Source organism: Mediterraneibacter sp. (assembly GCF_030825015.1).
Classification (GTDB): domain Bacteria; phylum Bacillota; class Clostridia; order Lachnospirales; family Lachnospiraceae; genus Mediterraneibacter.
In genome coordinates, this window is the sequence record NZ_JAPJQP010000007.1 from 1 (window position 1) to 13,856 (window position 13,856).

The window sequence follows — 13,856 nt, forward strand, 5'->3', positions numbered from 1 at the left end:
AAGGCGTGGGTCTGCAACACCCTGATTCACCGGTTCAAATCCGGTCTGCGCCTCTCAACCCGGAAGAGTAATCTTCCGGGTTTTTGTTATTATTGGCAGGAATGAATGGATTGAAAATATTACTGAAAACACAACTGTCTTGTCATTTGTAAACCCAAGTGTTATAATGAGCATCACGACAGAAACAAAGGCGTATGGATTTCATGCGGGAAAGGGTATACAAATGACGATTAGAGAAGAGATCGAACAGTTGAAAAAGGAAAAGAATGCAGTCATACTGGCACATTATTATGTAAGACCGGAAGTGCAGGAAATTGCGGATTATATAGGAGATTCTTTTTATTTAAGCAAGGTTGCCGTAGGGCTGGAAGAGCAGACGATTGTGTTCTGCGGCGTTTCATTTATGGGAGAAAGCGCGAAAGTACTGAATCCACAGAAGACTGTTCTTATGCCGGATGCAAAGGCGGACTGTGCGATGGCGCACATGGCGGATGAGGAAACGATCAGAGCTATGAGAGAAAAATACGAGGATTTGGCAGTTGTCTGTTATATTAATTCGACGGCGGAATTAAAAAGACTGTCGGATGTGTGCGTGACCTCAGCTAATGCTGTTCGGATCGTAAAGGCTCTGCCTAATAAAAATATTTTCTTTATCCCGGATCGGAATCTGGCACATTTTGTGTCAGAGCAGACACCGGAGAAGAATTTTGTGTACAATGAAGGATATTGTCCGATCCACGAGAAAGTAAAAATCGAGGAATTAAAACAGGCAAAAGCAGAACATCCGAATGCGGAAGTGCTGACACATCCCGAATGTCCGAAGGATCTTCTTGATCTGTCCGATTATATCGGAAGTACATCGGGGATTATCGATTATGCGGGAGAAAGTGATGCAGAAGAATTTATTATCTGTACAGAGAATGGTGTGAGATACGAACTTGAAAAGCGATATCCTGATAAGAAGTTTTATTTTACAAAGACAGAGCCTGTCTGTGAGGATATGAAGATGATTACGTTGGAGAAGATCGCGCATGTTCTGAAAACCGGAGAAAATGAAGTTCAGATGGAGGATGCCCTTCGTTCTGCTTCCAGAAAACCGCTGGAGAAAATGCTTGATCTTGCAAAATAATCAGAAACTGCCTTAAAAGGTGTTTGATCTTGCAAGACGATGAGGATTGTCAAGAGAGGGAAAGCTGTCTGAAAGAATGGAAGATGAAACAAAAAGAGAGCGGAAGGAACAGGAAAACGGAAAATAAGATTCGGGGGAACCAAAGGAAGTTGATATGGAGAAAATAAAAGAGAAACAGGAGCAGGTTGACGCGGTCATTGTCGGGACAGGAGTTGCCGGATTGTTTGCCGCTTTACATCTGCCGCGTGATTTTAAGATCATGATGATCACAAAGTCAGATTTAGAAAGCAGCGATTCGTTTTTGGCACAGGGCGGAATCTGTGTGCTGCGCGACGAAAGCGATTATGACAGCTATTTTGAAGATACAATGCGCGCCGGACATTATGAGAATCGCGAGGAATCAGTTGATATTATGATTCGAAGCTCACAGGAAATTATTCGGGAATTGATCGGGTACGGAGTTGAGTTCGAGCGGAGAGCGGAAGGCGGAAATGAACCGGTCGGCGACAGCGATATTTCTCGTACATATGAATATACGAGAGAGGGCGCGCATTCCAGTCCGAGAATTTTATTTCATGAAGATATTACCGGGAAAGAGATTACGAGTAAGCTGTTAGCGCAAGTAAAAGAACTGGAAAATGCAGAGATTTTTGAATATACAACAATGACGGATATTATAGAGGAAGACGGCGTGTGCCGAGGAATCGTCATGAAGGATCAAGACGGAACGCAAAGAGAAGTCCGGGCAGGATATACAATTCTTGCGAGCGGCGGAATCGGAGGACTGTACCGCCATTCCACGAATTTTCCGCATTTGACGGGGGACGCTCTTGAGATTGCGAGAAAGCATGGAATCAAACTGGAGCATACGGACTATGTGCAGATTCATCCTACAACGCTTTATTCGAAAAAACCGGGGCGCAGATTCCTGATTTCCGAATCAGTGCGCGGAGAGGGCGCGGTTCTTCTTGATAAATCGGGAAATCGTTTTGTCAATGAACTGCTTCCGAGAGATGTGGTGACGAAAGCAATCCGTGAACAGATGGAAAAGGATGGGACAGACTATGTATGGCTGTCTATGGAAAATATAGGAGAAGAAATGATCTTAAATCATTTCCCGAATATATACAGACGATGCAGGGAAGAAGGATACGATGTGACGAAAGAGCCGATTCCGGTCGTTCCTGCCCAGCATTATTTTATGGGCGGTATTTGGGTGGACAGTGACAGTCAGACATCGATGGAACGATTGTTTGCGGCGGGAGAGACGAGCTGCAACGGCGTTCATGGGGCGAATCGTCTGGCAAGCAATTCGTTATTGGAAAGCCTTGTGTTTGCAAAAAGGGCGGCGCAGAAGATCGTCAGATTGGAAGTTAAATAAAACGGACGAAAACATATTGAAAAAAGAGAAATAATGAAAAGATTGAGGGCGAAAGGGAAGACAGATAAAAAATCGCGGCGAAAAGAAAACAGATAAAAATGCAGGCGAAAAAGGAACAGTGGAATAGAAAATGGGAAAAGGAGAAAAAACGTGAATAAGATTACGATGAAATTACAGGCAGATCATTTGATCATGGAGGCGCTGAAAGAGGATATCTCAAGCGAGGACGTAAGTACAAACGCGGTGATGAAAGAGGCGGTTTCAGGAGAGGTGGATCTGATCTGCAAACAGGATGGAATTATTGCCGGATTGGATGTTTTTTCAAGAGTATTCGAACTTTTGGATGAAAATACAAAAACAGAGCTTTACTGCAAGGATGGAGATGAGGTAAAATCAGGACAGCTCATGGGAAAAGTAAAGGGAGATATCAGAGTGCTTCTTTCCGGTGAGCGTGTAGCGCTTAACTACCTTCAGAGAATGAGCGGTATCGCAACATATACACATTCTGTAACGGAACTTTTAAAGGGAACGAAGACAAAACTTTTAGACACAAGGAAAACAACGCCGAATATGCGCATTTTTGAGAAATATGCGGTTACAGCCGGAGGCGGATATAATCATAGATATAATCTGTCTGACGGAGTTCTGCTTAAAGATAACCATATCGGAGCGGCAGGCGGAGTGGCTCAGGCGGTGAAGATGGCGAAAGAATATGCGCCGTTTGTGCGTAAGATCGAGATCGAAGTAGAGAATCTTGATATGGTAAGAGAAGCTGTTGAGGCGGGCGCGGATATTATTATGCTCGATAATATGTCTGCAGACGAGATGAAAGAAGCGATCAAAGTTATTGACGGCAGGGCGCAGACAGAGTGTTCAGGAAATGTGACGAAAGAAAATATTGCGCGGCTGACAGAACTTGGAGTAGATTATATTTCAAGCGGAGCATTGACCCATTCGGCTCCGATACTTGACATTTCAATGAAAAACCTGCATGCTGTTAAGGGGGACGTCAGATGACAGGCTCTGACAGAAGAAAAGGGATCGTAGATCAGATCCGAAGCAGCGCGGCGCCTGTTCCCGGCAAAGTGCTGGCGGCGGCATATGATGTGAGCCGTCAGGTGATCGTACAGGATATTGCCCTGATACGGGCGGCGGGACATGATATTATCTCTACGAATCGAGGGTATATCATTAATGAGCCGGCAGCGGTAAGCCGTGTGTTCAAGGTGAAGCATACGGATGAGCAGGTGGAAGAAGAGCTGACGGAAATCATTGATTTGGGTGGAATTGTTCGGAATGTGATGATCAATCACAGAGTTTACGGTCATATGGAAGCCGAGATCAATATTACATCCCGCAGAAAAGTGACGGAATTTATGGAAGATATCCGAAAGGGAAAATCAAGTCCGCTGAAAAATATTACTTCGGATTATCATTATCATAAAGTGGAAGCAGACAGTGAGGAGACGCTGGATCTGATTGAAAATATGTTGAGAGACAAAGGATTTCTCGTGGAGGATCGTGGTTAAATCATTTAAAGCTAAGATGGACAGAGGTTGAATAATGAATGAGATTTTTACATTGCTGAAAGAAGTTTTAAATAGAGATTTTATCCGTGCGGTACTCAGTAATCCGAGAGTAAAAGACGCGGTGATAAAGGCGAAGGTGCGTCCCCTTGAGAAAAACGGGCGGCTGATATTTCAGATTGAGACGTTTACGAAGAAACAGGCGTTTCATGCAAACGAGGATGCCGAACAGGCGGCGCGGTTATTGACGGAATATATGGAAAATTTCCGACAGATGCAGATCGAGACGGTGAAGGCAGAATATACGATCCTTGTAAGTAAGAAAGGAAAAGTGTCCGTCAAGATGAAAAAGCGAAAATGTGAAGCTGCGCAGGCGGATCTGTCTCATGACAGAAAGAAACGATACATTTTGGAAGAGGGAATTTTTGTTCCGTTTTTACATGACCTTGGAGTGATGACTGAGGAAGGGAAGATCGTTCGGACAAAAACTGACAAATTTCGACAGATTAATCGATTTCTTGAATTTATTGAAGATATTCTTCCTCAGCTTGACAGAGGCAGGGAACTGACGATTCTAGATTTTGGCTGTGGGAAATCTTATCTCACATTTGCGATGTATTATTACTTAAAGGAACTGAAAGGTTTTGATATTAATGTGATCGGGCTTGATTTGAAAGAAGACGTCATTCATCGGTGCAGCGGGCTTGCGGAAAAATACGGATATGAAAAACTTCACTTTATGGTCGGAGATATTGCCGATTATGAAGGTGTAAAGGAAGTGGATCTTGTAGTGACACTCCATGCATGCGATACGGCGACAGATTATGCTCTTGCCAAGGCGGTTGGCTGGAATGCGAAAGTGATCTTGTCAGTGCCGTGCTGTCAGCATGAGATCAATGGGCAGTTTGCCGAGGCAGAGAAAGTGCATGGATATGACGGATGTTTAGCTCCGATTATGGATTACGGACTGCTCAGAGAGCGTTTTGCAGCTTTGGTGACAGACGGACTTCGCGCGAAATATTTAGAAAGCGAAGGGTATGATACGCAGGTGATCGAATTTATCGATATGGAGCATACGCCGAAAAATATTCTTCTTCGAGCAGTCAAAACAGAGAAGAAAAACAGAACAGTATGCGGAGAAGGAAAAACAGATACAAGAGCAGAAGCAAAAACAGTGATAGAGAAATGCGAACAGTTTTTGCAGATCGAGCCGGCTTTGGGGAGACTGCTGGCGGATAAAGGGGAGAATAACAGAGAATGAAGAAAAAAGTCATGAAAGCAGGGGTGCTGATCGTTGTGTTTTTTGCGGCGATCCTCATTTCAAGTCTTGTCATCAACTGGGATGTGCCGGATGATGCGGCTGACATGGGCGCCGCGTCATTGCCGAGAGTTTCTTTTTATGTAGGGGAAACGGAAGTCAATCCTTTGCTTGGTTATGTGAAGAAGATGGATATACCGGCTGTGCGTGATACGATTACTCCTCTTGAGAGTAACGGTTCGCTGACAGTGAAGACGAAGAAATATGGGAATGAGATCAGTAAGCTGAAATACGAAGTATATTCTCTTGACGGAACGAAGCAGTATACAAAAGGAACTGTGAAGATATCGAAAGATACTTCTGAGGCAGAGCTGGATCTGAGCGGGATCTTATCAGAGGAGACGCCGGAAGCGGTTCTGAAAATAATGCTTGATACGAATCTTTCTCAAAACGGGAAAACAGCCGGTTATTATACCCGCATCGTACGTCCGAAAGAAGTGACGACAGATCAATGTCTTGCATTTGCAAAGGATTTTCATACAAAGGCGCTTCATCAGGAAGCGACAGAAGAGATTACGTCATATTTAGAGCCGAATGAGCAAAGTGATAATACAACGTATCAAACGGTCAATATCCATTCAGATATTACTCATGTGCAGTGGGGAAATCTGTCTCCGTCTGTGATCGGTGACGTAGAGTGGAATATCAAGGAAAGTAATACGGTATATACATCAATCCTTGCAAAGTATAAAGTTGCCTGTACGGATGAAGACGGTGTGACAAATATTTATAACGTAAAAGAGTTTTTCAGAGTGAGATTTCTGGTAGATACGATTTATCTGCTGGATTATAACCGGGATATGGAACAGATATTTGACGGGGAAGAAAGTGATTTTGATGAAAATGGGATCATGCTCGGCATCGTTTCGCCGGATCTTTCCTATGAACTGAATAAAGATCAGACTTCTGCTGCGTTTGTGCAGGCGAGGGAGCTATGGCTGTACGAGTCAAAGAAAGGAAAGCTGACGAAAGTATTTGCGATGGCAGATCAGGAAGGCAGAGATACCCGGGGACAGAACGATCAGCATGCAGTACGTGTGATCAGTCTGGACAATAAAAATAACGTAACCTTTGCTGTCTATGGATATATGGCAAGGGGAAGCCATGAAGGGGAAGTAGGCGTTGGTATCTATTATTATGATGCCGCTGAAAATATGATCGAAGAGAAGGCGTTTATCACAAGTACGAAATCTTTTGCCATTGCAGAAGAAGAGTTGGGCAAGATGGTGTATTACAATCAAGGCACATCGCTTCTGCACGTTCTTGCGGACGGGACGCTGTATCGGATCAATCTGAAAGAAGATGAGAAAAAAGTTCTTGCAGAAAATCTGACGGATGATCAGTATGCTGTATCAGATGACGGCCATCTTATGGTGTATCAGACTTCGAAAAAAGAAAATAAGTCGGTGAAGCTTCATATTATGAATTTGAAGAGCGGAGACGATTATACGATTAATGCAGAGGAGGGGGAAGCCTTACGGCCTCTTGGATTTATTAACGGAGACTTCGTGTATGGAAAGGTCAGATCAGCGGATGCAGGGACGACGGTGTCAGGGGAACAGATCAGTCCGATGTACGAAGTGCAGATTAGAAATGCGCAGAATAAAGAAGCGGCGCAGTATAATTTTACAGAGCAGAATATCTATACGACGGACGTTCTGATCGACGGCAATCTGCTGACGTTTAACCGTGTCATAAAAGACGGTGAGACTTATAATTCCACAAAGCAGGAATATGTGACGAACAACGCAGAACGCAGGGAGTCAAAAATCTCTCTTGAGACGTATGTGTCGGAAGATGCAGGTAAACAGATACGTTTTACTTTTGCAGATGAGCTGAAGCAGAAACAGAAGCGAAATGAAAAACCGGAATATCAGATCAGTAAAAAAACATTGACGATTGAGCCGAAAGGAAAAGAGCTTGAAGAAAAGTATTATGTTTACGGTATGGGAGAATTGGCGGCTGTTTATAATAAAGCCGGATATGCGGTGCAAAAGGCGGAGCAAGTATCAGGCGTTGTAATCTCTTCGGAACAAAAATATGTTTGGGAAAAGGGGAACAGAGATCTCGTATATTCGACAGAGGCGGGATCGTTTCAGTGTGAAGAAGGCGAAAGTTCTCTTAAAGCGTGTGAACGTTACATGGAACAGTATCAGGCTCAACGGCTGGATCTGACAGGTTGTGCGCTTGATCAGGTTCTTTATGTGATCAACAGAGGCTGTCCGATGATCGCTATTCTTGAATCCGGACATGCGGTGCTTCTGACCGGATACACAACGACAGATATCACATATGTAGATCCGAATACGGGAGAGTCACATACGGTCGGTATGGACGAAATGTCAAATATGGCAGAAGCCGGAGGAAACACATTTATCGGATACATTAGATAAAAATAGAAAAACAAAACAGAAAAGAAAGATAAAACAAAAACCGCGGGATACCGAAAAATCGTATCTCGCGGTTTTTTGCAGCGGCGATGAGCCAAAGTCCGGGCTTGCCCGAGAACTTGGCGACTGCTTATAATTCTGAAATGTGCTTTTGGCACTTCCGGTGACTTATGAAACAGAAGGTTTGAATAAAACGCCTTTGTATTTATTTAGTGCAGTGTACAAAATCATTCCGAGAACGCCGCAGGAAATAATTTCTCCGAGTCCGACCGTCAGCATCATAAATGGAATCGGAAGAGGCACTGCGTAGCCGTATTTTAAAATGAACGGAACGATGAGCGCATTTGCGATGATCGGAGGGATCGGCGCGAGGTATTTGCTCTTATTGCGAAGCTGCCATGTAAATAAAGCTCCGATCAATGTAGCGATACTTCCGAAAACAATGTCCGGTAAAATCGCTCCGCCTAATATGTTGCTGATAAGACAGCCTAAAAATACTCCGGGAATACCCGCAGGCGTAAGTGCGGGGAGAACAGTCAGCGCTTCCGAAAAACGGATCTGCACTTCTCCGAATGCAAAAGATGCACCAAGCATAGTCAGTACGACATAGATCGCGGCGATCATTGCCGCTTGTGCCATGAAAAGCACTTTGTTTTGTTGAGTTGTTTTCATTTTTTAATTCTCCTTTAGTTTTGTTTTACGAGTGGAAGGTCTCGAACACTCGATTCATTTAACGCCGGAAATCGGCGGCAAGCCTGATAGACCTTGGTTTTTGTAGGCTTTGCAACGTCTGCTAGTATAACACGGTAGTAGCAGGAAATCAAGAAAAGTACCAAAAAAGTACCAAATCGGAATGTCCAGAATTTGTCCAACTTGGGAAAAATGAAAGGGCTATATGTTGAATTATCACCGGAGGACTATAAATGTTTAGAAACACAATTAAAACGGAGAAATTTAGATAAAACGAATTACATATTGTAACCCCACATATTGATGGATCTAAATTAGAATATTTGGATTGTTTGATATAACTGGTTATGATAATATGTAGATATACAGAAATACTATTTGGGTAAAAATAATTATCACAGAAAGAGGTGAGACGAATGTTATCTGAAAAAATGAAAGAAGACCTGATTCATGGGCTGAGGTTGATTTTTGGTGATGATATTCAGACGATTATCTTATACGGTTCTGTTGCAAGGAATGAAGCCACAGAAGAAAGTGATATCGATATTGCAATTATTATGAGAAAAGATATGGGGGAAGTTGAGAAGGAACAATTTATCCGCTGGTCTGCTGAAATGGATATCCAATACAACAGAGTGTTTTCAATCGTTGATATTCAGGAAGAACAGTTGGAAAAATGGGGAGATATTCTTCCTTTCTATAAGCATGTCAGAGAGGAAGGTATCGTTTTGTGGAAAGCAGCTTAAGAGAATTAGCGGGATACCGTATGGAACGGGCAAAAGAAATGCTTTCGGCAGCGGAGGACAACTTGAAGATTGGTCAGTATAAAACTTCTTTAAACCGTTCCTATTATGCAATCTTTCATGCAATGAGAGCTATGAATATTTTAAAAGGTTTTGATTCTTCCAAACATTCGGGAGTGATTGCATATTTCAATAAGGAATACATTAAGGAAGGTATCATGGATAAGGAGCTATCCGTAATTATAAAAAGCTGCTCCTTTTTGAGAGAAAAATCAGACTATGATGATTTTTTCATAGTCGGAAGAAAAGAAACGGAGAACCAGCTTGCAAGTGCAAAGGTTTTTCTGGAAGCAGTAGAAAAATATTTAACCGAAAAGGAATAGAGGAAACAAAGATTAAGAGGTGGATGTAACAGTCTGCCTCTTATTTTTGTATATTTTCAGGAGGCAAAGAAAATGGCGGGAATAAAAGACGAATTAGCCAAAAAGGATGAAAGTACAAAGGGTGAAACAAAATTAACAAAGTCCATGAGTATTGCAGACTTAATTTTACTAAAGATCAATCTTGAAAAGAGTAAAGTGCTAAACAAAGACGGAAAACCCATTATAAAGGTTGTTTTAGAGAATTTGGGGAGTAATCTGATACAATCCCTTAATATTATTAATCGGAAAGATAGATTGATAAAGAATGAGTTCCCGGAAAGTAATTATGAGGCTCAATATGTGTTTATTACCAATGTGTCCAGTGATATAAAAGATAGTTTTTCATATAATACTGAGTTGAATGAATATTGTTTTGATTTATCTGAATACAAAGGGCAATTTAAAGTTTTATGCCTCGGATTATGTAATCCTATACATGCATTCGATGTCTTATAAAAACATTTGAAATGTAAGAGAAGAAATGATACTCTGTGTACATTAAAGGTATTTCTATAATGAAAAATAAGTTTGGGAAAACATTTTTATAATGCTTATTTCTGAGCGAAGGGAAAGGAATGAATGTATTTATGAAAATTGTGGCGGCGATAGATTCATTTAAAGGAAGTATGACTTCGGTGCAGGCTGGGAAAGCTGCCGCAAAGGGCATTCACAAAGTTGATCCTGAAGCGGAAGTGCGGGTCAGACCTTTGGCAGACGGAGGCGAGGGAACGGTAGAAGCGCTGGTGTCCGGTATGAACGGGATCATTCGGAAGGTCAAAGTGACGGGACCGTTAGGGAAGCCGGTCATATGTGAGTATGGTGTGATCGAGGGTGAAGAAGAGAAGACGGCGGTGATTGAAATCGCAGGGGCGGCAGGCCTTACGCTTCTTCTGCCTGAGGAACGCAATCCTCTTTATACGACAACTTATGGAGTGGGAGAGACGATCAAAGATGCGGTTGTAAACGGATGCAGAAGATTTATTATCGGGATCGGAGGCAGTGCGACGAATGATGGGGGAGCAGGAATGCTTCAGGCTTTGGGTTTTGGCCTTTTGAAGGAAAACGGGGAGCAGATTCCGACTGGGGCATTGGGGTTGGAAGAACTGGCGGAGATCACAGATGACCATGTGATCCCCGGATTAGCAGAATGCAGATTCAAGATCGCCTGTGATGTGACGAACGTACTGTGTGGAGAAACAGGCGCAAGTGCGGTATATGGTCCGCAGAAAGGCGCAGATAAAGAAATGACCGAAAGGTTAGATCGACTTCTCTTTTCTTATGCGTCTTTGGTGAAGAAAAAAGTTCCGAAAGCAGATCCTATGTATCCCGGCACAGGAGCAGCAGGCGGTCTGGGATTTGCATTTCTTGCGTTTATGGAAGCGCAGTTGGAGTCCGGCATCCAAATTGTGATAAAAGAAACCGGATTAGAAAAGGAAATTGCGAAGGCGGATCTAGTTATTACCGGAGAAGGGCGTATGGATGGGCAGACTGCCATGGGAAAAGCTCCGATTGGGATTGCGAAGCTTGCAAAGAAGTATGGAAAACCGGTTATCGCATTTACAGGGACTGCTGCGCCTGATGCCGGAGCATGCAACGAGCAGGGGATCGATGCATTTTTTCCGATATTAAGGGAGGCGGTTACTCTTGAAGAGGCGATGAAGCCGGAAAATGCAAAGGCAAACATGGAGGCGGCGGCAGAACAGGCATATCGACTGTGGAGATTATGATATACAAAAATGCCCCGTTCCCTTTGCCGCGCACGAAGTGGGATGATCTGGGAGGCAAATCTCCACTGTGCGTCAGGTTTCCGGAACGGGGCAAACGTGTACTTTGTTTACAGTCTATTACAAGGTGAGGGCTAGAAAGCACATGTTTGTTTTGATTTATCAGATCAGGCGTCGGCGTTTTCTTCTGAATCAGTATCATCGTCTGAAGCAGACGCGTGTATTTCTGTTATGGTGACAACCGTTGTATCAGGATCGGTTGTTACGTCCAAATTTTCAATTTTTGTAATATCAAGGTCTTTCACACGGATCGTGTCTCCGACCTTCAGATCTCCTACGTCCAGGTCGATTTTTTCAACAAGTGCGGACGGCAGAGCCTTGAAATCAACTTCGTGGAGCATCTGCTGCGGAACTCCTGCGATAAGTTTGTCTGTGTTGAGCAAATGGATCTCTGCGGAAGAATGTACCTTCTCTGTGCTGACAAGCGCCTGAAAATCGATTTCATCTACGAATCCTTTGAGCGGGTTAAAATCTACTTCTTTGATGAGCGCATCATAGGCGGTGCCGTCAATTTCAAGGCGGACTCTTCCACCCTTTCCTTCCTCTTTTAACAGGCGGTCGATATCACTTTTTGCCATCTTGAGCGGAATTGATTCTTCCATTTCGCGTCCGAAGATACAGCCGGTTACATATCCTTCCCGTCTTAATTTTTTTGCTTTGATTGACATGTCTCGTTTTTCAGCTTTTAAAGTATTCATTTATCTTTTCCTCCAAATTCACTGAATTACGCTTAGCAGCCTTCGACTTGTATCAAGCAGGTATTGTTAAGTGTGTTTCTTTGTTACACCTATAATATAGCACGCTTGTCAAGAGGGCAGATTTACAAAAACAGAAGGGTTATGTTAAAATGATAAAATAAAGGGACAGGAACAATGTTTTATATAGTTTAAAACTGTCAAATCTAAATATGTGGGGAAAAAATATGAAATGGATGATTGCGTCAGACATACACGGTTCGGCGGTATATTGCGGGCAGATGCTGCAGGCATATCGGAGAGAAAAAGCGGATAGGCTGCTGATCTTGGGAGATCTTTTATATCACGGTCCTCGTAACGATCTGCCGGAAGGATACGCGCCGAAGGAAGTGATCCGAATGTTGAATGAAGTGAAAGAGGAACTGGTTTGTGTGAGAGGAAATTGCGATACCGAAGTAGATCAGATGGTTTTAGAATTTCCGATCATGGCAGAGTACGGCATTTTTCAGTTTGAAGGGATGGACATGATTTTTGCATCGCATGGTCATGTATATCATCCGAACAGTCTTCCGCCGCTGAAGAATGGGGATATTTTATTGAACGGGCATACACATGTGCCTGCGTGTGAGAAGAGAACGGACGGGAGCGGAAAACAGTACATGTATCTGAATCCGGGGTCGGTGTCTATTCCGAAAGAAGGATCGGCACACAGTTATATGATTTATGAAAGCAAAGCGTTTACTTGGAAAAATATGGAAGGTGAGGTATACATGGAATGGAAGAAAGATTCGCGCTTTTGATCGATGCGGATAATGTATCAGCAAAATATATTAAGCCGATTTTAGATGAATTGTCAAAATACGGAAACGTGACGTACAAGAGGATTTACGGAGACTGGACGCGCCCGAACAGCGCCGGATGGAAGGAAGAACTTTTACAGAATTCTATTACTCCGATCCAGCAGTTCAGTTATACTTATGGGAAAAACGCAACAGATTCCGCAATGATCATTGATGCGATGGATATGCTGTATGCAAGTGAACTGGAAGGATTTTGTCTTGTCTCAAGCGACAGTGATTTTACAAGACTTGCCAGTCGCCTGCGGGAGAGCGGGAAACGGGTGATTGGGATGGGAGAGGCGAAAACTCCTCTTCCGTTTCGCAAGGCGTGCGAGATCTTTACGGAATTGGAGCTTCTTTTGGAAGATAATATGATGGGAGCGGCAGAGCGTGAAGAGAAAGTGGGACTTCATGCAGTGAGCGGAAAAGAAACGAAAAAAATGATCTCGGCGACAAGAGAGCAGGTGGAAGAGGCTGTTGTAAAGATTATTACAGAAAATAAAAACAACGACAGGGAAACCGGACTTGGAGAAGTCGGAAGCAGACTGGTCAAGCTGTATCCTGATTTCGACGTTCGCCGTTACGGATATAGTCTGCTGTCTAAATTTCTGGAAACTCTTCCGAGACTGATGCTGATTCAGGAAGGGACAAAAGTGTCTGTTGCGCTCTATGAGGATAAGAGCAGGAAAGAAATGGTAGAAGAATACATTTTGTATCAGATCAAAACAAGCGGTGAAAACGGGATTCCTTTGAGCGCGCTTGGAAACAGGATCCGGCTGAAGTTTGGTGATTTCAAGGTGCGGGACTATGGATTCTCACAATTCAAACCTTATATTCAGAGTTTCCCCGAGGTGGAACTCCAAGGGGAAGGCGAGAGAACGAAAGCAGTGTATGCGCCGGAATTATGATCTTTTTTGATTCTTGTAACATCGCAGGCTT

General features: G+C 43.2%; 14 protein-coding genes. 12 read left to right on the forward strand and 2 right to left on the reverse strand.

What is annotated here, in order from left to right; all coding sequences use genetic code 11:
* The first annotated feature begins 223 nt into the window (after positions 1–223).
* The 6 genes from nadA (at position 224) to RCH61_RS05025 (ending at position 7,747) form a co-directional block, all read left to right on the forward strand.
* Positions 224–1,129 carry a quinolinate synthase NadA gene (nadA, locus tag RCH61_RS05000; RefSeq protein ID WP_306480050.1) on the forward strand — a complete coding sequence of 302 codons (906 nt, stop codon included), beginning with the start codon at positions 224–226 and terminating at the stop codon, positions 1,127–1,129.
* Between the two features lie 154 nt (positions 1,130–1,283).
* Entirely contained in the window at positions 1,284–2,510 is a 1,227-nt protein-coding gene (locus tag RCH61_RS05005; protein WP_306480051.1) for an L-aspartate oxidase, read from the forward strand.
* A gap of 150 nt (positions 2,511–2,660) precedes the next feature.
* A complete protein-coding gene (gene nadC, locus RCH61_RS05010; RefSeq protein ID WP_306480052.1) occupies positions 2,661–3,527 on the forward strand; it encodes a carboxylating nicotinate-nucleotide diphosphorylase in 867 nt (288 codons plus the stop codon).
* Positions 3,524–4,039 carry a transcription repressor NadR gene (locus RCH61_RS05015; protein WP_306480053.1) on the forward strand — a complete coding sequence of 172 codons (516 nt, stop codon included), beginning with the start codon at positions 3,524–3,526 and terminating at the stop codon, positions 4,037–4,039. Before nadC ends, RCH61_RS05015 begins: the two co-directional genes overlap by 4 nt.
* Positions 4,040–4,073: 34 nt before the next feature.
* A complete protein-coding gene (locus tag RCH61_RS05020) occupies positions 4,074–5,297 on the forward strand; it encodes a class I SAM-dependent methyltransferase (RefSeq protein WP_306480054.1) in 1,224 nt (407 codons plus the stop codon).
* On the forward strand, positions 5,294–7,747 hold the full coding sequence (locus RCH61_RS05025) for a C39 family peptidase (protein ID WP_306480055.1): 2,454 nt from the start codon (positions 5,294–5,296) through the stop codon (positions 7,745–7,747). The genes RCH61_RS05020 and RCH61_RS05025 overlap by 4 nt, the downstream gene beginning before the upstream one ends.
* Positions 7,748–7,912: 165 nt before the next feature.
* Here the strand turns inward: RCH61_RS05025 and RCH61_RS05030 are convergent, their stop codons facing one another.
* Positions 7,913–8,416 (reverse strand): QueT transporter family protein, encoded by a 504-nt coding sequence (locus RCH61_RS05030; protein WP_306480056.1) that lies wholly within the window; start codon positions 8,414–8,416, stop codon positions 7,913–7,915.
* Positions 8,417–8,850: 434 nt separating this feature from the next.
* On the opposite strand from RCH61_RS05030, the gene RCH61_RS05035 reads away from it, so the two are divergent.
* From RCH61_RS05035 to RCH61_RS05050, 4 genes are all read left to right on the forward strand, one after another.
* A complete protein-coding gene (locus RCH61_RS05035) occupies positions 8,851–9,180 on the forward strand; it encodes a nucleotidyltransferase domain-containing protein (RefSeq protein ID WP_306480057.1) in 330 nt (109 codons plus the stop codon).
* The gene (locus RCH61_RS05040) at positions 9,165–9,560 is read left to right on the forward strand and encodes a HEPN domain-containing protein (RefSeq protein WP_306480058.1); all 396 of its coding nucleotides are present in this window, start codon (positions 9,165–9,167) and stop codon (positions 9,558–9,560) included. Before RCH61_RS05035 ends, RCH61_RS05040 begins: the two co-directional genes overlap by 16 nt.
* A 72-nt stretch (positions 9,561–9,632) precedes the next feature.
* Complete coding sequence (locus RCH61_RS05045; RefSeq protein ID WP_306480059.1) at positions 9,633–10,055, forward strand: hypothetical protein; 423 nt, start codon at positions 9,633–9,635, stop codon at positions 10,053–10,055.
* Positions 10,056–10,186: 131 nt separating this feature from the next.
* The gene (locus tag RCH61_RS05050) at positions 10,187–11,326 is read left to right on the forward strand and encodes a glycerate kinase family protein (protein WP_306480067.1); all 1,140 of its coding nucleotides are present in this window, start codon (positions 10,187–10,189) and stop codon (positions 11,324–11,326) included.
* A gap of 164 nt (positions 11,327–11,490) precedes the next feature.
* Here the strand turns inward: RCH61_RS05050 and RCH61_RS05055 are convergent, their stop codons facing one another.
* Positions 11,491–12,081 (reverse strand): 50S ribosomal protein L25, encoded by a 591-nt coding sequence (locus RCH61_RS05055; protein WP_178007793.1) that lies wholly within the window; start codon positions 12,079–12,081, stop codon positions 11,491–11,493.
* Between the two features lie 224 nt (positions 12,082–12,305).
* Here RCH61_RS05055 and yfcE point away from each other — a divergent pair, with 224 nt between their 5' ends.
* Together yfcE and RCH61_RS05065 are read left to right on the forward strand one after the other, a co-directional pair.
* Entirely contained in the window at positions 12,306–12,878 is a 573-nt protein-coding gene (gene yfcE / locus RCH61_RS05060; protein WP_178007791.1) for a phosphodiesterase, read from the forward strand.
* Positions 12,854–13,825 carry an NYN domain-containing protein gene (locus RCH61_RS05065; protein ID WP_178007789.1) on the forward strand — a complete coding sequence of 324 codons (972 nt, stop codon included), beginning with the start codon at positions 12,854–12,856 and terminating at the stop codon, positions 13,823–13,825. The genes yfcE and RCH61_RS05065 overlap by 25 nt, the downstream gene beginning before the upstream one ends.
* Positions 13,826–13,856: the final 31 nt, after the last annotated feature.